At 73.7% G+C, this 21,249-nt stretch carries 16 protein-coding genes; 5 read left to right on the forward strand and 11 right to left on the reverse strand.

The annotated features are described in order from the left end of the window. Window positions 1–33: 33 nt before the first annotated feature. A complete protein-coding gene (locus tag H9623_RS10090; protein ID WP_193719918.1) occupies window positions 34–993 on the reverse strand; it encodes an alpha/beta fold hydrolase in 960 nt (319 codons plus the stop codon). A 123-nt stretch (window positions 994–1,116) separates the two neighbouring features. Between H9623_RS10090 and H9623_RS10095 the strand changes: the two genes are divergently transcribed. Together H9623_RS10095 and H9623_RS10100 are read left to right on the forward strand one after the other, a co-directional pair. Further along, complete coding sequence (locus H9623_RS10095; protein ID WP_193719919.1) at window positions 1,117–1,872, forward strand: PIG-L deacetylase family protein; 756 nt, start codon at window positions 1,117–1,119, stop codon at window positions 1,870–1,872. Between the two features lie 44 nt (window positions 1,873–1,916). Beyond that, entirely contained in the window at window positions 1,917–2,306 is a 390-nt protein-coding gene (locus tag H9623_RS10100) for a nuclear transport factor 2 family protein (RefSeq protein ID WP_193719920.1), read from the forward strand. Here the strand turns inward: H9623_RS10100 and H9623_RS10105 are convergent. The 6 genes from H9623_RS10105 to H9623_RS10130 all read right to left on the reverse strand — a co-directional run bounded on the left by H9623_RS10105 (window position 2,303) and on the right by H9623_RS10130 (window position 11,533). After that, entirely contained in the window at window positions 2,303–4,564 is a 2,262-nt protein-coding gene (locus tag H9623_RS10105) for a DEAD/DEAH box helicase (RefSeq protein ID WP_193719921.1), read from the reverse strand. The two genes, H9623_RS10100 and H9623_RS10105, sit on opposite strands and share 4 nt — an antisense overlap. Window positions 4,565–4,748: 184 nt before the next feature. Continuing rightward, entirely contained in the window at window positions 4,749–6,869 is a 2,121-nt protein-coding gene (locus H9623_RS10110) for a 3-hydroxyacyl-CoA dehydrogenase NAD-binding domain-containing protein (RefSeq protein WP_193719922.1), read from the reverse strand. A gap of 3 nt (window positions 6,870–6,872) precedes the next feature. After that, a complete protein-coding gene (locus H9623_RS10115) occupies window positions 6,873–8,141 on the reverse strand; it encodes a thiolase family protein (protein ID WP_193719923.1) in 1,269 nt (422 codons plus the stop codon). A gap of 233 nt (window positions 8,142–8,374) precedes the next feature. Further along, window positions 8,375–9,421, reverse strand: a complete 1,047-nt coding sequence (locus tag H9623_RS10120; protein ID WP_193719924.1) for a lipid II:glycine glycyltransferase FemX — start codon at window positions 9,419–9,421, stop codon at window positions 8,375–8,377. Between the two features lie 112 nt (window positions 9,422–9,533). Then, entirely contained in the window at window positions 9,534–10,943 is a 1,410-nt protein-coding gene (locus H9623_RS10125; protein WP_193719925.1) for a ribonuclease D, read from the reverse strand. Then, complete coding sequence (locus H9623_RS10130) at window positions 10,940–11,533, reverse strand: DUF3000 domain-containing protein (RefSeq protein ID WP_321575380.1); 594 nt, start codon at window positions 11,531–11,533, stop codon at window positions 10,940–10,942. Before H9623_RS10130 ends, H9623_RS10125 begins: the two co-directional genes overlap by 4 nt. A gap of 179 nt (window positions 11,534–11,712) precedes the next feature. Between H9623_RS10130 and gndA the strand changes: the two genes are divergently transcribed. Further along, a complete protein-coding gene (gene gndA / locus H9623_RS10135) occupies window positions 11,713–13,149 on the forward strand; it encodes an NADP-dependent phosphogluconate dehydrogenase (RefSeq protein ID WP_193719927.1) in 1,437 nt (478 codons plus the stop codon). Further along, a complete protein-coding gene (locus H9623_RS10140; protein WP_321575381.1) occupies window positions 13,146–14,408 on the forward strand; it encodes a carboxylate--amine ligase in 1,263 nt (420 codons plus the stop codon). The genes gndA and H9623_RS10140 overlap by 4 nt, the downstream gene beginning before the upstream one ends. 126 nt (window positions 14,409–14,534) lie before the next feature. On the opposite strand, the gene H9623_RS10145 is transcribed toward H9623_RS10140, so the two are convergent. Both H9623_RS10145 and H9623_RS10150 read right to left on the reverse strand, forming a co-directional pair. Beyond that, window positions 14,535–15,020 (reverse strand): hypothetical protein, encoded by a 486-nt coding sequence (locus H9623_RS10145; protein WP_193719928.1) that lies wholly within the window; start codon window positions 15,018–15,020, stop codon window positions 14,535–14,537. A gap of 22 nt (window positions 15,021–15,042) precedes the next feature. Then, window positions 15,043–15,954: a dihydrofolate reductase family protein gene (locus H9623_RS10150; RefSeq protein ID WP_193719929.1), complete on the reverse strand. Its 912-nt coding sequence runs from the start codon at window positions 15,952–15,954 to the stop codon at window positions 15,043–15,045. Window positions 15,955–15,988: 34 nt separating this feature from the next. On the opposite strand from H9623_RS10150, the gene zapE reads away from it, so the two are divergent. Beyond that, window positions 15,989–17,137, forward strand: a complete 1,149-nt coding sequence (gene zapE, locus H9623_RS10155) for a cell division protein ZapE (RefSeq protein WP_407671891.1) — start codon at window positions 15,989–15,991, stop codon at window positions 17,135–17,137. Between the two features lie 113 nt (window positions 17,138–17,250). On the opposite strand, the gene H9623_RS10160 is transcribed toward zapE, so the two are convergent. Both H9623_RS10160 and glgX read right to left on the reverse strand, forming a co-directional pair. Then, window positions 17,251–18,984, reverse strand: a complete 1,734-nt coding sequence (locus tag H9623_RS10160) for an alpha-amylase family protein (RefSeq protein ID WP_193719930.1) — start codon at window positions 18,982–18,984, stop codon at window positions 17,251–17,253. Next, on the reverse strand, window positions 18,981–21,224 hold the full coding sequence (gene glgX / locus H9623_RS10165) for a glycogen debranching protein GlgX (RefSeq protein ID WP_193719931.1): 2,244 nt from the start codon (window positions 21,222–21,224) through the stop codon (window positions 18,981–18,983). The genes H9623_RS10160 and glgX overlap by 4 nt, the downstream gene beginning before the upstream one ends. Between the last annotated feature and the right edge of the window lie 25 nt (window positions 21,225–21,249).

The following is a 21,249-nucleotide window of genomic DNA, read 5'->3' on the forward strand; positions in this document are numbered from 1 at the left end:
CCCCCCCCCCCCCCCCCCCCCCCCCCCCACGGCTCATCTCCGGATCAGGTTCGCGGTGAGCCACGGCCCCAGCACCGGCAGCACCGCGTCGGGCTGCATGGCCCGGGTGTGGTCCAGGCCGTCGAGCAACCGTACGTCCCAGCCCGCGGCACGCAGCTCGTCCGCGTGCGCGGTGAGCGCACCGCCGATGCTCACGTGCACCCCGCCCCACGACCCGCTGTAGTCGATCTCGTCGGCGGTCCCCGCGAACGCGAGGCGCGGGCACGTCACGCGGTCCAGGACGCGTCGGTCGTCGAACGAGTCGAGGGCTTCGTAGAGCGTCACGAACTGGCGTGTCTGCTCCTCGCCGAGCGTCATGTCGAAGCTCTCCCAGTCGAAGTCCTCGACGCTCGCCTCGCCGATGCCCTCGGGGGCGGCGTCCGTCTCCCGCGCCTCCTGCTCGACGACGTCGCTCGACTCGCGCTGCGCCGTCGGGCCGGTGGCAGGGGCCGCTTCAGCGGACGCGGCGGCCTTGGCATGCGTCGCGCGCGTGACCGCGAGCATGCCCGCGTACGGGCCGTCGAGCGGCGGGAAGCCGCCCATCACGAGGGCGCTCAGTCGCGGCGTGCGCAGCGCGAGCTGGAGACCGCTCAGCGCGAGCCACGAGTAGCCGTAGTACGCGAAGGTCTCGGCCCCGGCGGCGTCGGCGATCGCGAGCAGGTCGGCCGCGACGTTGTCCGGGGTCAGGGTGGCCGGGGCGGGGTGGGCCATGCGGTGCCCCTCGTAGTCGGCCGCGACCACGCGGAACGCGGGGGAGAGGGCGTCGACCAGCGTCCGGCCGAGCGCGGGGTCGACACCCCACCTCCGCAGCTCGTCGGCCGGGGCGCCCGTGGCCGGGACCGGGTTCACGGGGAGCAGGACCGTGGGTCCTGTCCCGGTGACGTCGACGTCGATCGTGCTGCCGTCGTGGAGAGGTGCGGTGGTGCGATGCGCTCCGGAACGGTTCGGCGTCATGCCCGCCACGTTATCGCGCCCTCCCTCCGGTCGACCTGACGCCGGTCGGGCGACGGGTCCCGTCCGTCGTACGAGCCACCGGCTCGGCGGTCCTCCGAGGACGGTCTGGCCTACCGTGGGGAGATGGACGCTCCCCAGACTCCCCAGACCCCCCTGACCCCGCTGGCCGAGGACTGGAGCCGGGCGCTCGCGGTCGTCGCCCATCCCGACGACATGGAGTTCGGTGCCGCGGCCGCGGTCGCGCGCTGGACCGGGCAGGGCAAGACCGTCGTGTACGCCATGGTCACGAGCGGCGAGGCCGGGATCGACGGCATGGCCCCGGTCGAGGCGCGCACGGTGCGCGAGGCCGAGCAGGTCGCGTCGGCCGCGATCGTCGGGGTCGACGAGGTCGAGTTCCTGGGTCTGCCCGACGGCGTCCTCGAGTACGGCCTGCCGTTGCGGGCCGCGATCGCCGCGGCGATCCGGCGCCACCGCCCGGAGGTCGTCATCACGGGCAACTACCGCGAGACGTTCCCTGGCGGGATGCTCAACCAGGCCGATCACATCGCCACGGGCCGCGCCGTCGTCGACGCCGTCCGTGACGCCGGGAACCGGTGGGTCTTCCACGACCAGGTCGAGGCCGGCCTGGAGCCCTGGGGCGGCGTCCGGCAGGTCTGGGTCGCCGGGTCTCCCGACGCCGAGCACGGCGTCGACGTGACCGCCACGTTCGACGCGGGCGTGGCCTCGCTCGAGGCGCACGCCGCGTACATCGCGGGCCTCGGGTGGGAGCACTTCGACCCGGCCGAGTTCCTCGCGACCATGTCCCGTGGGGGCGGCGCGCGCATGGGCACCCAGCACGCCACGGCGTTCGAGGTGCTGAAGATGGGGTGGGACGACTAGGGCGCGCCCGCCCCGTGTCGCGCCCTGGTGCATACACTCGGGCGATGAGCCTTCTCGCTGCTGAGCACGCGCTCCAGGCCGCCCAGCGTGCGGGCGACGTCGACGCGCTGGACACGCTGCTGCATCCTCGGTGCGTGGGCGTCGGCCCCGACGGGTCGGTGTTCTCCAAGGACGACGACCTGGAGGGATACCGCTCGGGTGCGCTGCGGATCACCCGCCTGGAGGAGGAGTCGCTCGACGTCCGCGAGGACGTCGTGAGCGGGGTGACCAGGCTGGTCGCCACCGTGGAGGCGGTCCAGGGCGGCGCCGCGGTCTCCGCGCGGTTGATCTACACGCGCCTGTGGGTGCGCGCGGACGAGGGCTGGCGGGTGCTGGCCGCGACGCTCGCGCCGGCCGCGGAGCCGGCCTCGCCGGACGCGGGCGCAGAGCCCTAGGGCAGGGCGCTCTCCGCGCCCCACGGTGCGTCGTCGGCCGGCGCGTCCTGCACGACGGCGTCCTGCGTCCCGGCCCCACCCGCCACGCCCGGGGCCCCGCCCAGCCAGCGCGCCTGCTCGGCCGCGACGATCGTCCGGGCGAGCCGGGCCTCCGACACGTCGACCGCACCGGGCAGCGCGTCGGCCAGGACGCTGCGCCGCGCGTAGGCGTCGAACAGCCGGGCCTTGGTCCCGAGGATCTCGACCATGCGCTCGTCGACCGTGTCGGCGACCAGGAGCCGGTGGACCTGCACGGTGCGGACCTGGCCCATGCGGTGGGCGCGGGCGACGGCCTGCGCCTCGGTCGTGGGCTTGACCTGCGGCTCGCACAGGATCACGACCGAAGCAGCCTGGAGGTTGACCCCGACCCCGCCCACGTCGATCTGGCTCACGAGCGCCCGGGGCACGGGCGAGGCCGTGAAGTCGTCGAGGATCGTCTGACGGTTCGCGGCGCTCACCGATCCGGTGAGCGGCCCGGCGGCGAGGTCGCCCAGCGCGCGAACCACGAGGTCGACGACGTCGCGGAAGTACGTGAACACGACGACCTTGCGGCCGTTCCCCGTGGCCTCCTCGACGAGCTCGACGAGGCGGCGCACCTTGGCCGAGTCCTCGGGGTGCTCGACGGTGTACGCGGCCCTGCGCATGGCCATGAAGCTGCCCTCGCGCACGGCGGCACGGTAGGCGGCGCCGTCGGCCGGACCGAACGTCTCCCACTCCTCGACCTGGACGAGCTCGGGCAGCTCCTCGAGCACGTCCTCCTGGTTGCGCCGGAGGTACACGGGTGCCACGGCGAGGCGGAACCTCTCGGCGCCCGCGGCGCCGTGCGCGGCGCTGACCTGCTCGGCGACGTCGGGTTGGAGGTAGGCCACGAGGCGTCGGAACTCCTCGACGCGGTTCTCCATGACGGTGCCGGTCAGGAACAGCACGTGCTCGGTGCGTCCCGCCCAGGCGGCCACGGCCTGCGACCTCCTGGCCTCGGGGTTCTTGACGTAGTGCGCCTCGTCGACCACGAGCATCGCGGGCGCGGGCAGGTCGAGCGGCAGGAGCCCGACCTGCTCGAACGTCGTCACGGCCACACCGCCCTCGCGCGCCCACTGCGCGGCCTCCTCGGCGCGCTCGGGGCCGTGGACGTCGAGCGAGCGCAGCGTGCTGTGCCGCCCGACCTCGCGCACCCAGCTCGTCATGACGCTCGCGGGGCACACCACGAGGAAGTGCGTCGCGCCGCCCGCGGCGAGGTGCGCCATCGCGGCGATGGCCTGCACGGTCTTGCCGAGGCCCATCTCGTCGCCGAGGATCGTGCGTCGCTGGGCGAGGGCGTAGCGCGCCCCGAACACCTGGTATCCGCGCAGGGAGGCGGTCAGGAGGGACTGGTCGAGCGGCTGCTCGTTCACACGGGCCAGGAGCTCGGGCGGCAGGTGGCCCTCGGTGGCCTCGAGGTCGCGCCCGATGTCGACGACGTCGTCGAGCAGCGCGTAGTACGTCGCCGAGCGTGCCCGGAAGTCCGTCCACGCCTCGAAGGCGTCGACGGGCGCGGTGTCGAGGGCCCCGACGCGGCCGGCGGCCGCGACCGCCCCGGACTGCTCGGCGTCCCGGGTGAGCCGCGCAAGGTCGCGCACGGCGGCCGCTGCCCGACGGCGTCGCGCGGGCAGCGAGAAGAAGGACCGGACCGCGCGGGTCGCCTCCTGGGCCGCCACCCGGTGCTCCGAGTGTCCCTCGAGGAACGTGACGACCACCTGCCGGTGGACCGTGGCGGCCGTGCGCGCGGCCTCGAGCCCCGCGAGGGCCTGGACGAGGCCTGTCGTGAACGGGTCGCCCGGGGCGTCGTCGATCCGGAACCGCAGGGTCTCCTGGACGGCCTGGGCGATCTGTGCTGCGGCAGCGAGGCAGTGCGTCGCGGTCTGCGGCCCGATCCCGGGCAGTCGTTCGAGCCCGGCGGGTCCCGCGCGGAGCACGTCGCCCACCGTCGTGACGCCGCCGTCGACCAGGCGGCCCACGCGCAGCCGCTCGCCGCTGACCTCGCGCAGGCGTTCGACCCCGATCGCCGAGAGCTCGCCCAGGACCTTGTCCTGCTGGCTCGACCCGAACGCGGTGCGCACGTGCTCGCGGAACCGGGCCGGCGCCCCGGCGAGTCCCGAGAGCAGCGCGGCGACCTCGTCGGCCCGCGTGACGACCTCGCGGGCCTGCTCGGGCGTGGGGCGGGGAGCGTCGGGCGCGGTCATCGGGCGGAGCTCCTGGGGACGTGGGCGGGCGAGCACGGACTCTCGGTGACGATCGGCGGTCGCAGTGCCACGGATCGAGAGGCACCGCGACGCTATCCCGAGTTCCCGGACATGCCGAACCCGGGGTTGGTCGGGCAACTGACGCGAGTTACCTGACCAACCCCGGGTTCGGCACCGCGGAGGGCTAGTGCGCCGGGACGTTCGCGACGCCGTCGGGCAGGAGGCGGCGGCCCAGGACCTTCTCCGAGTAGCCCGTCCTGTCCAGGTACGGCGTGATGCCGCCGTCGTGGAACGGCCAGCCCGCGCCCAGGATCATGCAGAGGTCGATCTGCTCGGGGCCCTGGACGACGCCCTCGTCGAGCATGTGGCCGATCTCCGTCGTGAGAGCGGTGAGCACCTCGTCCAGGACCCCCGCCTCGTCGAGCGCGCCCGGACCGCCGGCCTCGCCCGTGCCGAAGTACGCCTGGATCGCCGGGTCGACGCTCGCGGGGATGCCGCGCGCCGGGGCCGGCAGGACGACCTTGGTGCCCTCGGCCACGAGCTTCTCGAGCCCGGGGGAGGACGGGAAGCGGTCGCCCAGGTCCTCGCGCAGCGAGGTCAGGACGTGCAGGCCCACCGCGGGTCCCACGAGGTCGAACAGCGCGAACGGTCCCATGGGCAGGCCCAGCGGCCGCAGCGCACGGTCGGCGGCCTCGACCGAGGTGCCGTTCTCGACGGCCTCCACGATCTTGCCCAGGAGCAGCACGAGCAGGCGGTTGACCACGAAGCCCGGACGGTCGGCGACACCCACAGCGGTCTTGCGCAGCGCCTTGGAGACCGCGAACGCCGTGGCGAGAGCCTCGTCCGAGGTCTTCTCGGCCCGGACGACCTCGACGAGCGGCATCTGCGCGACGGGGTTGAAGAAGTGCAGCCCCACGACCCGCTCGGGGTGCGCCAGGTCCGCGGCCATCTCCGTGACGGACAGGGCCGAGGTGTTGGTCGCGAGGATCGTGTCGGGCCCGATGATGCCCTCGAGCTCCGCGAAGACCTTCTTCTTGAGGCCCAGGACCTCGGTCACGGCCTCGATCACGAAGTCGCAGCGCGAGAACTCGGTGATGTCCGTGGTGCCGTGGACCGAGGACAGGACCTTGGCGCCCGTGTCCTTGCTCATGCGGCCCGTCGTGACGAGCTTCTCGACCGTCGTGCGGACGTAGGCGAGCCCGTGCTCCACGCGCTCGGCGTCGAGGTCGCGCATCGTCACGGGCACGCCCAGGCGCTGCGCGAACAGCAGCGCGAGCTGGGCCGCCATGAGGCCCGCGCCCACGATCCCGACCGAGGTGACCGGGCGGGCGAGCTTCGGGTCCGGTGCGCCCGCGGGACGCTTGCCGTGCGAGACGAGCTGGAACGCGTAGACGCTCGCACGCATCTCGTCGGACATGATGAGGTCCGCCAGGGCCTCGTCCTCGGCCGCGAAGGCCTCGTCCTTGGTCGCGGTGCGGGCCGCGGCCAGGAGGTCGAGCGCCCGGTAGGGCGCGGGCCGGGACCCGTGCACGACCGCGTCGAGCTGCTTGCGCGCACCCGCCACGACCGCGTCCCACACCGGGGCCGGGTCGAGCTCGCGGCGCTCGACGACCGTCGTGCCGCGCACGACGTCGGCGGTCCAGCGGATCGAGGACTCGAGGAAGTCGGGGGCCTCGAACAGCGCGTCCGCCAGGCCGATCTCGAAGGCCTCCTTGGCCTTGAACGGCTTGTTGGCGCTGGGGCGCGTGAGGATCACGTCCATGGCCTTCTCGATGCCCACGAGGCGCGGCACGAGGTAGGCGCCGCCCCAGCCCGGGACCAGGCCCAGGCCGACCTCGGGGAGCGCGAGCGCCGGGGCGTCGGCCGCGACCGTGCGGTAGTCGCAGTTGAGCGCGACCTCGAGGCCGCCGCCCAGGGCCAGGCCGTTGACGTACGCGAACGTCGGGACGCCCATCTCGCCGAGCAGGCGGTAGGCCGCGTGGCCGCCCCGGCCCAGCTCGAGGGCCTCGTCGCGCGTGCGGACGCCCGCGACCTGCGTGAGGTCGGCGCCCGCGGCGAGGAAGTACGGCTTGCCCGTGATCGCGACGGCCGCGATCTCGCCGCGCGCCGCACGGGCCTGGAGCGCGGTCAGCGCGGCCGTGAGCTCGGCGATCCCCTCGGGGCCGAGCGTCGTGGGCTTGGTGTGGTCCAGGCCGTTGTCGAGGGTCAGGAGCGCGAGCGTGCCCGCCCCGCCCGGCAGCTCGACGTCGCGGACGAGGGAGTGGGTCACGCGCTCGGCGCGGGGGGTGGTGGTCTGGGTGGTCATGGGTCAGTTCTCCCCGGTCGTCTCGTCGGCGTCGGTCGTGTGGCCGGAGTAGTCGGCGTGGTGCGGGTTCTCCCAGATCACGGTGCCGCCCATGCCCAGGCCCACGCACATCGTGGTCAGGCCGTAGCGGACCTCGGGGTGCTGCTCGAACTGGCGCGCGAGCTGGGTCATGAGGCGCACGCCCGACGCCGCGAGGGGGTGGCCCACCGCGATCGCGCCGCCGTACTGGTTGACGCGAGCGTCGTCGTCGGGCATGCCGAAGTGGTCGAGGAACGCCAGGACCTGGACCGCGAAGGCCTCGTTGATCTCGAACAGGCCGATGTCCTCGATGCTCAGGCCGGCCTGGGCCAGGGCCTTCTCGGTCGAGGGGATGGGACCGATGCCCATGACCTCGGGGTCGACGCCCACGTAGGCGAACGACACGAGACGCATGCGGGCCGGCAGGCCGAGCTCGGCCACGACGTCGCCCGCCGCGAGGAGCGAGACCGCGGCGCCGTCGGTCAGCGGGGACGCGTTGCCCGCGGTGACCTTGCCGCCCGGGCGGAACGGGGTCTTGAGGTGCGCGATGTCCTCGAGCGTGGTGCCCGGGCGGGGCAGCTCGTCGGCCGTGGCCAGGCCCCAGCCCTGCTGCGGGTCGCGCAGCGCGACCGGGACCAGGTCAGGGGTCACGTCGCCGTTGGCGAGCGCCTTGGCGTACTTGGCCTGGCTCGCGACGCCGTACGCGTCCGCACGCTCCTTGGTCAGGTGCGGGAAGCGGTCGTGCAGGTTCTCGGCGGTCGCACCCATGACCAGGGCCGTCGAGTCGACGAGCCTCTCCGCGACGAATCGCGGGTTGGGGTCCGCGCCCTCGCCCATGGGGTGGTGGCCCATGTGCTCGAGGCCACCCGCGAGGGTCACGTCCTGGGCGCCGATCGCGATGGCCGACGCGGTCGTGGTGACCGCGGTCATGGCCCCCGCGCACATCCGGTCGATCGCGAACCCGGGGACGGACTTCGGCAGGCCCGCCAGCACGGCCACGCTGCGGCCGAGGGTCAGGCCCTGGTCGCCCGTCTGGGTCGTCGCGGCCAGCGCGACCTCGTCGATGCGCTCGGCGGGAAGCTCGGGGCGGCGGCGCAGCAGCTCGCGCACGGCCTTCACGGCCAGGTCGTCGGCACGGGTGTTCGCGTAGATGCCGTCGGGGCGGGCCTTGCCGAACGGTGTGCGCACCCCCTCGACGAAGACGACGTCGCGGACGGTCCGGCGCGAGCCCGAACCCTTGCTGGCCACAGTCATGGCATCTCCTGATCTGGACGGCGGTGTCCTGAGCGTCACCGCTCACGGGGTGGGGTACAGGCTACCCGCGGTACCAGGAAAATGCACGAAAGTGTGAGACCGAGTATCGACAACGACGAGCGGACCCGCCGAACCGCAGGGGTTCGACGGGTCCGTCGGGGTCGCGCTGGGCGCGTGGACGGCGATACGCAGTCTCGCGCAGGGCGACGTGGCGACGCGGTCGCCACGTCGTCTCAGCTGCCGCCGCGCAGCTTCCGCACGACCTTCTTCGCGGTCGGCAAGCCCTTGTTCCACGCCGTGTACCACATCGAGAACGGCACGTCGATGCTGCCGACCAGCTCGTTCTCGTGGCTCGCGAAGCCACGCTTGAAGGTCGAGATCCCGTCGTTGAGGAGCCCGTTCACGTCGTAGCGCAGCACCCCGCGCTCGCGCATCGCGTTGATCGCGTACCACTTGAGGCCGTAGTTCGCGCGCAGCCGCTGCCCCTCCTCGTCCATGCCGCCGTACAGCTCGAACGACGTCCGGGCCGAGGCCGCGAACCACACGAACGACACGGGCCGGTCGTGCGGGCCGCCCTCGGCCGAGCGCGCGAAGGCCGCGAAGACGGGGGAGTGCTCGCCGAGCTCGTCGAAGACCCGCTCGTAGTACGAGTTCTCGTGCAGGCCGAACCCGGCCCGCTCGGCCGTCTGGCGGTACAGGCGCAGGCAGGCCGAGAGCTCGGCACGCGTGGTGACCGCGCGGAACTCGAGGTCCTCGCGCTCCGACTTGCGGATGTACTGGCGGGTCTTCTTGGCCATGTCGGCCATGAGCTCGTCGGGGGTCTTGCGCAGGTCCAGGATCAGCGTCGTCGGGTACAGCACGGGGTTGACCGCGGGCGCCGCGCCGTCGAGCTCGAGCGAGGTCCCGGCGTCCCAGTCGGGCTCGAGCGTGATGCCCACGCCGCCCACGTTCTCACGGCACCACTGCACGACGGCCTCCGTCACGGCCGATCGGGTCGCGGGGTAGCCGACGCCGTCGGGCATCACGACCGGTCCGCGGGGCACGTAGCTCAACGCCTTGAACTGCGCGGGCAGCGAGCGCACCAGGACCTGGGCGAGACCCAGGACCGTGCCGTCCGGCCCCACGACCTGCAGGCGACGGGGCGTCCAGGCCCCGGCCCCCTTGACCTCGCCCCACCCCCACAGCTGGAGCGGGTGCCCACCCATCGCGAGCACCTGCTCGTCCCAGGCGGCGCGGTCGGTGATCGTCGTGACGGTCAGGGAGGAGGACTCGGACAACATGCCCCTGACCTTACCGGCGAGGGCAAGGCCCGGACGACGCCGGGGCCTTCGCCAGACCCCGTCGCCCGGACGGCGCGCGGCCTGCCGCCCGACCGTCGCCCGGCACCCAGGGTCAGTCGGCGACGCCGGGGGACGAGCCTGCCGCGTCGCCGGCTTCGGTACCGCCCGACGCCGTGGGCCGGGGGACCGAGCCGGGGTCCGCCAGGGCTGCGGCCAGGGGGGCGGCCACGAGCCCGACCTGCCACTCACGAGCCCCCCGTCCGCGCAGGAACTGCGCGACGTGCTCGGTGTCCGAAGGCGTGGGCGGCGTCCAGCACACGCGACGCAGCGCGTCGGGCTGCAGGAGGTTCTCGAGCGGCACGCCGACCTCGTCGGACAGCCGCTGGACCACGACGCGGGCCGCGTCGAGGCGTCGCGCGGCCTCGGGGTCGCGGTCGGCCCACGCCCGCGGGGGAGGCGGGGCGTCGCTGCGGGGCCCCCGCACGCTCGGCAGGGCGTCCTGCGGAAGGGCAAGGGCCTGGTCGATCGCGTGCTGCCAGGCTGCGGCCCGGCGCGCGGTGTTGCGGCCCGAGAACGCGGGCAGCCTCACGAGCTCCGGCACCGAGCGAGGCATCGCCTGGGCGGCGGCGACGATCGCCCGGTCGGGCAGGACGCGCCCCGGGGCGATGTCCCGACGACGGGCGTTCTCGTCGCGCGCCTCCCACAGGCTGCGCACCACCGCGAGGCTGCGCGGGTTGCGCAGCGAGTGCACGCCCGACGTGCGGCGCCAGGGCTCCTCGCGCGGCGGCGGCGGGGGAGCGGTGCGCACGGCCTCGAACTCCTGGGCGGCCCACTCGGCCTTGCCCTGCTCCTCGAGCCGCTCGCCGAGGATCTTGCGCAGCGGGATCAGGACCTCGACGTCGAGCGCGGCGTAGCGCAGCCAGTCCTGGGGGAGCGGGCGCGTGGACCAGTCGGCCGCCGAGTGCTCCTTGGCGAGCCCGAGCCCCAGCACCTCCGCGATGACCGCGGCCAGACCGACCCTCTCCATCCCGAGCAGCCGGGCCGCGAGCTCGGTGTCGAAGATGCGGGCGGGGTAGAGGTTCTGCTCGGCGAAACCGGGCAGGTCCTGGGACGCCGCGTGCAGGATCCACTCGGCGTCGCCCACGGCCTCGCGCAGCGGCGAGAGGTCGGGGACCGCGATGGGGTCGATCAGGGCGGTCCCGGCGCCCTCGCGTCGGACCTGCACCAGATAGGTGCGCTGGCCGTAGCGGTAGCCCGAGGCGCGCTCGGCGTCGGCGGCCACGGGGCCGGAGGCCGCGCCGAACGCGGCGACGACCTCCGCGAAGGCCTCCGGGGTGTCGACCACGGGACCGACGCCGTCGGAGGGCTCGGTGAGCGGGGTCACGGCGGGGGCTGCCGTGGCGTCCGCGGGGGAGTCCGCAGCCGACGGGTCGGGTGGCGCGGACGTCGGGGTGGACGTCGCGGGATCGCGGTCGCGACCACCGGTCGCGTGCGAGAACGAGGGTGTGTGGGCCGAGCTCATGGACCCACGGTATTGCGTCGCGAGCGCAACGGTGTCACGCCGTCCGGGAGAGGGGGCAGACCGGCGGCCGTGCACAGCAGCGTCGACCAGGCGTCGAGGTGGGGACCGAGGTCGGTCGAGGTGGGGGTCCAGGACGCCCGGATCTCGAGATCGACACCGTTCGCCTGCCCGGCGAGAGCACCGAAGCTCTCCGACATGACGCGCGTCACGGTGCCGCCCTCCGCCAGGGCGTCGACGCCCGCGTGCTCGAGGGCCTCCTGGAGCCAGGACCAGGCGACCTCGCCCAGCAACGGGTCGGTGGCCAGCTCGGGGTCCAGCGTGGCGCGCACGAGCGTCACGACGCGGAAGGTCCCGTGCCACGACTCCTGGCCCGCGGGGTCGTGCAGGACGATGAACCGCCCGTTCGCGTGCGCCTCGCCCGACGCCGTCCCCTCGGCGACCTCGCCCGTGAGGGCGAGCGCGTACGGGGCGATGCGGCTGGGGGCCGTGACCTCGCGGAGCGAGACCTCGGGACGCACCCGCCGGGTGCCGATCGACTCGAGGGCGCGCAGGAAGTCCGGCGGGGGCTGCGGTTCTCCGGACTTGATCACAGGTCGCACAGTACGAGCAGACGTCCGCATCCTGGAGGGTAGGCGCGCGGAGGAGATCGAATCGTGATCGCCGGACTAGGCTGTGAGGAGTGTCCGCCGGCGCAGGTCGCCGGCACGTCTCGCCGGCGCCCGGGACTCCTGCTCGCCGGTACCAGCACCTACCCCGAGGAGCACAGCAGATGTCAGCCCGCGCACAGATCGGCGTCACCGGACTCGCGGTCATGGGCCGCAACCTCGCCCGCAACTTCGCCCGTCACGGCTACACGACCGCGGTGCACAACCGCTCCTACGCCAAGACCGAGTCGCTCATCGCGGACCACGGCAGCGACGGAGACTTCATCCCCTCCGAGTCGATGGCGGACTTCGTCGCCTCGATCGAGCGCCCCCGCAAGGTCGTCGTCATGGTCAAGGCCGGCGGCCCGACCGACGCCGTGATCGCCGAGCTCGTCCCCCTGCTCGAGCAGGGCGACATCATCATCGACGCAGGCAACGCCCACTTCCCCGACACGCGTCGCCGCGAGGCCGAGCTCAAGGAGAAGGGCATCCACTTCGTGGGCACGGGAGTCTCCGGCGGCGAGGAGGGCGCGCTCAACGGCCCCAGCATCATGCCCGGCGGCGCCCCGGAGTCGTACGAGACCCTCGGCCCCATCCTCGAGGACATCTCGGCCAAGGTCGACGGCGTGCCCTGCTGCACGTACGTCGGTCCCGACGGCGCGGGCCACTTCGTCAAGATGGTCCACAACGGCATCGAGTACGCCGACATGCAGCTCATCGCCGAGGCGTACGACCTCCTCAAGCAGGGCCTGGGCGCCTCGGCCCAGGAGATCGGCGAGATCTTCGCCGAGTGGAACAAGGGCGACCTCGAGTCGTTCCTCATCGAGATCACGGCCGACGTGCTCCAGCACGTCGACGCCGAGACCGGCAAGGCGTTCGTCGACATCGTGCTCGACCGCGCCGAGCAGAAGGGCACGGGCCGCTGGACCGTGCAGAACGCCCTCGACCTGGGCGTCCCGATCACGGGCATCGCCGAGGCCACGTTCGCCCGCGCCCTGTCCGGCTCGGTGCCGCAGCGCGCCGCGGCCGTGGGCGTGCTGCCCGCCGAGGCCGGCTCGTGGGAGATCACGGACCGCGACGCGTTCATCGAGGACGTGCGCCGCGCGCTCTACTCCTCGAAGGTCGTCGCGTACTCGCAGGGCTTCGACCAGATCGCCGCGGCGTCCGAGGAGTTCGGCTGGGACATCGACCGCGGGGCCATGGCCCGCATCTGGCGCGGCGGCTGCATCATCCGTGCGCGCTTCCTCAACCGCATCACCGAGGCGTACGAGCGCGACGAGAACCTCCCGCTGCTCCTCGCCGACCCGTACTTCACGAAGGTCGTCGGCGAGGGCGTCGCGTCGTGGCGCCGGATCGTGTCGCAGGCTGCGCTCAACGGGGTCCCGACCCCAGCGTTCTCGTCGTCGCTCGCGTACTACGACGGCGTCCGGGCCGAGCGTCTGCCCGCGTCGCTCATCCAGGCGCAGCGCGACTTCTTCGGGGCGCACACCTACCAGCGCGTCGACAAGCCGGGCGTGTTCCACACCGAGTGGACCCGCGACCGCAGCGAGACCGAAGCGTGACGGGGACGGCTCTGCCTGATCTCCTGCCGGTCGGCGTGGGCGGTGACATCGGGGTCTACGCGATGGTCCGCGCGTTCCACGAGCAGTACGGGACCGACGCCGTCGTGATCTCGAGCGTCGCCACGCGCGCCATGGCGGACTCGTCGTTCGTGACGAACGTCGTGACCCCCGGCATCGACGACCCCGAGGTCCTCGTCGCGGCGCTCGAGCGCGTCGCGGCCGAGCACCCGGGCAAGACCCTGGTGCTCCTCACGAACGCCGACTGGTTCGTCCGGTCGATCGTCGAGAACGCGGCACGGCTCGAGGACAAGTACGTCATGTCGTACTGCACGCTCGACGTGCTCGAGCAGGTCTCGAGCAAGGAGGGCTTCGCGGAGGTCTGCGACCGGCTCGGCATCCCGACGCCACGCACGGTCGCGGTCAGCGTGCCCAAGCTCGTCGCGGACGGCGGCCTCGCCGCGATCCCGTCGCTGCGCGTCGACCTCGAGTTCCCGGTCGTCGCCAAGCCGTCGTCGAGCGCGGACTACCACTACGTGTCGTTCCCCGGGAAGCGCAAGATCCACCACGTGGACTCGCGGGCCGAGCTCGACGAGCTCCTCGGCCACCTGGTGACCGCGGGGTACCCCGGGACGTTCCTCGTCCAGGAGTTCATCCCCGGCGACGAGACGCAGATGCGTTCGCTGACCGCCTACCGCGACTCCCGGGGCACCATCACCCTGCTCGCGACGGGTCGGGTCCTGCTCGAGGAGCACACCCCGGGCACCCTGGGCATCCCGGCGGCGATCCTCACCGAGCCGTACGAGGACGCCATGCAGGCCGCGAGCCGGTTCCTCGACAACGTCGGGTACACGGGCTTCGCGAACTTCGACTACAAGCTGGACCCCCGCACGGGGCGCCACGTGTACTTCGAGATGAACCCACGCATCGGCCGGAACAACTACTACGTGACGGCCGCCGGGGCGAACATCGCCCGGGTCCTGGTCGAGGACCGGGTGCTGGGGAACTCGATCGAGCCCGTGAAGGCCACCCGCGAGGTCCTGTACTCGGTGGTGCCGTTCCGGCTCCTGCTCAAGTACGTCCTGGACCCCTCGCTCCGTCGGCGGCTGCAGATGGTCAAGGACCGGGGTGACGCGGTCAACCCGCTCAAGTACCCGGGAGACGCGGGCCTCAAGAGGCGGCTGGTCGTCGAGGCGATGACCCAGAACTTCTACCGCAAGTACAAGAAGCACTACCCGGCGCCGACCGGCACGGGGTACTAGCACCGCCCGCCCGGACGGCGCGAGCCACGGCTCGGCGCCGTCCGGGTGCCCACGAGCGAGGGCCGTCACCTCCCGGTGACGGCCCTCGCTCGTGCTGTGCGGGCAGGCTTCGGTCCCGCCGTCGGGTCAGCCCAGCTCGCTCGTGCCCGAGTACAGGTGCAGCACGGGCACGTGCAGCTCCTCGCGCGCCCGGGAGGCCCAGTCCTGGTGGAACGTGTCCTCGATCGCGTGCGGGTACGTGACGATCGCGATCTCGCGGACGTCGCCCGCGGCGACCGCGTTGCGCAGCGCGGGCAGCGGGTCGTCCTCGGTCACGGCGCCCTCGGCCTCGCGCCCCGCGGCGCGGAGCTCGGCGACGCTCGCGTCGACGCGCTCCTGCGCCGTGGCGGTCGCCTGCGAGCGCGAGGGCTCCTTGCCGAGCATGTCGTCCCAGGCCTCCTTGAGCTCTCCCACGCTGAGGTGGTCGATGATCGCGGAGACGACGTTGCGCTCGGTGTCGGCGGGCACGAGGACCCGGTAGGCGAGGGTCTCGTCGGGGTGGAGGGACAGGATGTGCTCCACGTCCACGGCGGCGAGGGTATCTTCGGTCAGGACGAGGATGGTGTCGGTCACGGGTCCAGACTAGCGACCGTCGTCACCGCAGCGCCCACCGGGCGACCAGCGTGCCGTCGGCGTGCAGCAGGTGGGCCAGGCGCGGGTGCACCGGAGGGGCGCTCGCGGCCGGCCCCTCGGGCGTCCCCGTCGCGCGCGTGGCGCGGGCCGAGCCGGGCAGGATGCCGCCGAGCGGCGGCAACCCGCCGACGATCCGGCCCGGTCCCGGTCCCACGATCACGGGCGTCGTGGTCACGCACAGCTCGTCGAGCAGGTCGAGCGCGAGGAGGTCCGCGAGCAGGTGCGGCCCACCCTCGCACAGGACGCGTCCCAGGCCCCGGTCGGCCAGGGCCGCGAGGCCGGCGCGCAGGTCGGGCCCGGGCGTGGGCGAGGGGAGGTCCCGGGGGGCGGGCGGCGCACCCGGGGGAGCGGCGTCGGCGGGCCCGACGACGAGCACGCGGTCCGCGGGCACGCAGGCTCGCGCGACGATCGCCCCGTGCTCGTCCGTGATCACGAACGGTGGCCGGTCACCCCCGGCGAGCGAGGGGGGCAGGTGTCCGCTGCGCGTGACCACCGCGAGCTCGAGGGGGCCGCGGCCGGCCCGCAGGTGCTCGAGCCCGCGCGGGACGTCGAGCGAGGTGTAGCCCTCGGCGCGCGCCGTGCCCGCCCCGACGAGCACGACGTCGGCCAGGGCGCGCAGCACGCGGAAGACACGCCAGTCGGCCGCGTCGTTGATCGACCCCGAGCGGTGGTCGGGGCCCCAGGCGCCGCCGTCGACGCTCGCGACCATGTTCGCGCGGACGTGCGGGCCGCTCGGGACGGCGTAGAGGGCGGCCAGGGGCTCCTCGTCGGGCGTCGGTTCGAGCCGGGTCCCGGCGCCCGGCCCCGACCCCGGCGGGGCCAGCAGGACGTCGAGTGCGGGCAGCGGCGGGGTGACGTCAGACACAGCGCTCATGGCTCCAGGCTAGTGCCGCGTAGGCTGGATCCTCGTGACTGCTGCGCCTCCCGATCTCGCCGGGACCCCGTCCGACCCGTCCTCCCGCCCTGCCGCCGCGCCAGGGGCCGGGAGCCGACCGGCGACCGGTGCCGCGCCGCAGGTGCGCGCGCTCGCCGACATCCGCCCCGTGGTTCCGCCCACGCGCCTGCTCGCGGACCTGGTGCCGCCGCGCCACTTCTCCGACGCCCGCTTCGCGACCTACCGCGCCAACCCCGCCTTCCCGAGCCAGGCGCGCGTCGTGGCCCGGCTCGAGGAGGTCGCCGCGCAGCTCGCGCCGGGCAAGGCGCGCCGAGGGCTGTTCGCCAGGCGCAAGGCGGCCCCCGCGATCTACATGGACGGCGGGTTCGGCGTCGGCAAGACGCACCTGCTGACCTCGCTGGCCCACGTCGTCGGCCCCGACGCCGCCTACGGGACCTTCGTCGAGTACACCAACCTCGTGGGGGCCCTGGGCTTCCAGGCCACGGTCGACGCCCTCGCGACCAAGCGCCTGGTCTGCATCGACGAGTTCGAGCTCGACGACCCGGGCGACACGGTCCTCACGTCGCGCCTCCTGCGCGAGCTCGCCGACCGTGACGTCGCGCTCGCCGCGACGTCCAACACGCTGCCCGGCTCGCTCGGCGAGGGGCGCTTCGCGGCCGAGGACTTCCTCCGGGAGATCCAGGCCATGGCCGCGCGCTTCGAGGTCATGCGGGTCGACGGCGAGGACTACCGCCACCGTGCGGTCGTGACCGAGACCCGGCCGCTGCCCGCCGACGTCGTCGCTCGCGTGGCCGCGGAGCGCCCCGGGGCCACGCTCGACCCGCTCGACGACGTGCTCGACCACCTCCGGCACGTGCACCCCAGCAAGTACGGCGCGATGCTCGACGACGTCACGCTCGTCGCGCTCACGGGCGTGCACCCCGTGACCGAGCAGTCCGCCGCGCTGCGCCTCGTCGTGCTCGTGGACCGCCTGTACGACCGCGACGTGCCCGTCCTCCTCGCCGACAGCCCCGCGCTCGACGGCGCGGCCGGCGCGACCGCCGCGCTGTTCACCGAGGACATGCTGCGCGGCGGCTACCGCAAGAAGTACTTCCGGGCGCTGTCCCGCCTGGGCTCGCTCGCCGAGGACGGTCGCGCCCTCACGGGTGGCCCGGCGGTCTGAGCCAGGGCCGGTCGGCCGTCGGGGCGCGGCCGTCGCGGCGCGACGCCCCGAGGTGGGCGCGCTGCTGCCCCGCGGGCCCGGGAGAGGGCGTCGGCCTCGCGGCCTGCGGCGGGTCAGCGTGAGGTGAGGACGACGGCCGACCGGGCGCCCACCCGCACCGACGAGCCGCTCGGCGCGGCGCCCGCCTGCGCCGGGCCCGCGGTACGGTCGGCGCCCGGACCGTCGTCGGTGCCCGGCCCCTCACCGAGGGGTGGCCACTGCGCGCTCACGTGCCATGCCCGGCGCGAGGCGGGCAGCAGCGTGGTCCGGGGCTCCGACCCGATGTTGACGGCCGTCACGAGCCTGCCGCGCTGCACCAGGACGACCCCGCTCGGGCCCCGGTGCACGATCCGCGGCGTCTCCGGCGGGACCGAGCGGCGCAGCGCCAGCAGCGTGCGCCACCAGGTGTGCAGGCGCTCCGGCACCGGCAGGGTCAGGCGCGGGACGAAGGCCGAGGCGAGGACCAGGGCGGCGGCGAGGGCTCGGGTGTCGTCGTCCGCGTCTGCGTCCGCGCCCGCGCCCGCGCCCGTGCCGGTGCCGGTGCCCCGGCCCGTCGCGGTGCCCGTCGACCCGCCGGCGGTGGCCCGGGGCGAGAGACCGACGACGATGCGCCCGGCGTCCGGGACGGTCAGGAGCCTGCTCAGGGAGCCGAACCACGTGGGGTCGGTCGCCCGGGAGGGCGCCAGCAGGTCGTGCAGGGCGTCCTCGACCTCGCGGACCCACACCTGGCTCAGTCCGCGACCGCCCTGCTCGGTGGGGACGAGGAGGCGCGGGTCGGTCGTGTCGCACTCGCCCACGAGGCGGACGGGGCGCCCGTGGGAGAGCGTCGCGGCGTCCGCAGCGCGTGCGACCTCGACCAGCACGTGCACGGGGGAGGCGTCGGCGAGGTCCTGGACCCGGGCGATGCGCAGGACGTCGACGTGGAAGTCGTCGAACCACCGGCGGGCGCTCGAGGCGATCCAGCCGTGGACCTCCCGGCTGCCGGCCCGGTCGAGGTTGATCCGGCGACCGCTCGGCAGCTCGGCGGGGGGAGGCGAGGGCACGTCGTCCGCGACCGGGGGAGCCGGTGGGTAGGCGCTCAGGGTCGGGCGCAGGGGCGAGCGCTGCGGTGCGAGGTACGGCCCGAACGCCTGGAGGAACGCGGCTCCGGGGGCTGCGCGGTGGTAGGCCACGCCCAGCGACACCCCGAGCCCGTGGGCGTGCGCCGCGTCGACGAAGCGCTGGAGAGCACGTGGGCCGCCGAACTCCTCGCACACCGTGTACAGGTGCGGGCACACGACCCCTGCGACGGAACCGATCGTGTGCAGCTCGACGACCGCGACCCCGAGCTCGGCGAGCTCCTCGAACCGGTGGGTCGCGGCGTCCAACGTGCCCTCGCGGGTGAACGTCGCGACGTCGACCTCGAGCACGGCGCCCTGCGCCGAGGGGCCGGCCCATGCGTCGTCGGTCCACTCGAACGTCGGGTCGAACGAACGGCTCCAGCCCAGCAGGCCGTACGGCTGGCGCGGGCTGCGCGGGTCCGGCAGGGGGCGCCCGCCGTCGACGGAGTAGGCGTAGTCGGTGCCGGGCGCCAGGTCGTCGTCGGCGCTCCACCAACCGGGCAGGTCCATCCCGACCAGGCGCAGGGGGCGCCGTTCGGTCCTGTCGCCCGCGGGGTCCGGGTCGTCGGGGGTCACGCCCGCCACGCGCGGCAGGACGACCTCGAGCGTGCGCGCCTGCGGCGCCCACACGACGGGGCGGGGGCCCGGCACGGTCAGCGTGGGCGGAGGGTCGGGCGGCTTGGTGACGTTGCGGTAGCGCGCGGTCATGCGCCGTGCACCTCGATCGCCTCCCTGACGAGGAGGAGCGTGGCGAACGGTGCGACCAGGACCTGATCGCGCGCGGCGTGCACGGTCGGTGCGGGGTCGCCCGGGGACTCGGTGCTCACGAGCGTGCGCCACCGTTCGCCGTACGCGGCATCCGGCAGCGTGAAGTCGAGCGTCCCCTCCGACGCGTTGAGCAGGAGCAGGAACGAGTCGTCGACGATGGGCTCGCCGCGCCGGTCGCGCTCGGGCAGGTCGTCGCCCCCCAGGAAGACCATGACGGACCGTGCATGGTGCTGGTCCCAGTCGGTCGTGTCCATGCGCGTGCCGGAGGTGTCGAACCAGTCGATGTCCGGGATCGAGCCCTCGGGGGTCCCGGCCGGGCCCTGGAAGAAGCGGCGGCGGTGCAGCAGGGGGTGCGCCCGGCGGATCTCGACCATGCGGCGGGCGAAGGCCAGGAGGTCGCTGCGCTCCTCGTCGAGCCCGTCCTGGCCGCCCCAGTCCATCCAGGTGATCTCGTTGTCCTGGCAGTAGCCGTTGTTGTTGCCGTGCTGGGTCCGCCCGATCTCGTCCCCGTGGGACAGCATGGGGACGCCCTGGGACAGGAGCAGGGTCGCGAGGAAGTTGCGCCGTTGACGGGCACGCAGGGTCCGGACCGCGGGGTCGTCCGTCGGGCCCTCGACGCCGCAGTTCCACGACCGGTTGTGGTTCTCTCCGTCGGCCCCGCCCTCGCCGTTGGCGTCGTTGTGCTTGTGGTCGTAGGACACCAGGTCCGTGAGGGTGAAGCCGTCGTGGGCCGTGACGAAGTTGATCGACGCGATGGGCTTGCGGCCCGAGTGCTCGTACAGGTCGGACGAGCCGGTCAGGCGGCTCGCGAACTCGGGCAGCATCGCGGGCTCACCGCGCCAGAAGTCGCGCACGGTGTCACGGTACCGGCCGTTCCACTCGGTCCACAGCGGCGGGAACCCGCCCACCTGGTAGCCGCCGTCGCCCAGGTCCCAGGGCTCGGCGATGAGCTTGACCTGGGACACGACCGGGTCCTGCTGGACGATGTCGAAGAAGGCCGAGAGCCGGTCGACCTCGTGGAACTGGCGCGCGAGGGTCGCGGCGAGGTCGAAGCGGAACCCGTCGACGTGCATCTCGGTGACCCAGTAGCGCAGCGAGTCCATGATGAGCTGCAGCACGTGGGGCGAGCGCATGAGCAGCGAGTTGCCCGTGCCGGTCGTGTCGAAGTAGTGGGCCTCGTCGCCGTCGACCAGCCGGTAGTAGGCCGCGTTGTCGATCCCGCGGAAGGACAGGGTGGGCCCCAGGTGGTTGCCCTCCGCCGTGTGGTTGTAGACCACGTCGAGGATCACCTCGATGTCGGCCTCGTGCAGGGCCTTGACCATGGCCTTGAACTCCATGACCTGCTGGCCGCGCGTGCCGTAGGCGGTGTAGCCGTTGTGGGGCGCGAAGAAGCCGATGGTGTTGTAGCCCCAGTAGTTCGACAGGCCCTTGGCGACCAGGCTCGGGTCGTTGACGAACTGGTGCACGGGCATGAGCTCGACCGCGGTGACGCCGAGCGCGGTGAGGTGCTCGATCACGGCGGGGTGCGCCATGCCCGCGTAGGTTCCGCGCAGCTCCTCGGGCACGTCAGGGTGCCGCATCGTCATGCCGCGCACGTGCGCCTCGTAGATGACGGAGTCGTGGTAGTCGTGCTGGGGCGGGCGGTCGTGGCCCCAGTCGAAGAACGGGTTGACCACGACCGAGGTCATGGTGTGCCCCGCGGAGTCCTCGGTGTTGGTGGGGGCGGGGCCGGTGTCCACGGCAGCCGTTCCCGGGCCCGTGCCGTCCGCAGCGCCCGCCGCGTCCGCAGGCTGTGGGGCGGCGCCGTCGGGCACGTCGCCGAATCGGTAGGAGAACAGGGACTCGTCGCCGTCCACCTGCCCGTCGAGGGCCTTGGCGTACGGGTCCACGAGGAGCTTCGACGGGTTGCAGCGGTGCCCGGCCGCGGGGTCGTAGGGCCCGTGGACGCGGTAGCCGTAGCGCGTGCCCGGGCCGACGCCCGGCAGGTAGACGTGCCACACGTGCGCGTCGACGTCCTCGAGGACGACGCGCGTCTCCCGGGGTCGGCCTTCGGCGTCGGTCTCGTCACCGAGGAGGCAGAGCTCGACCTTCTCGGCGACCTCGGAGAAGAGGGCGAAGTTGGTGCCCGTCCCGTCGAAGGTCGCGCCCAACGGATACGGTCGGCCTGGCCAGGTCTGCATGGGACGACTGTGTCATCCCGTCGGC

The organism is Oerskovia douganii, assembly GCF_015142735.1.
In the GTDB taxonomy this organism is placed as follows: domain Bacteria; phylum Actinomycetota; class Actinomycetes; order Actinomycetales; family Cellulomonadaceae; genus Oerskovia; species Oerskovia douganii.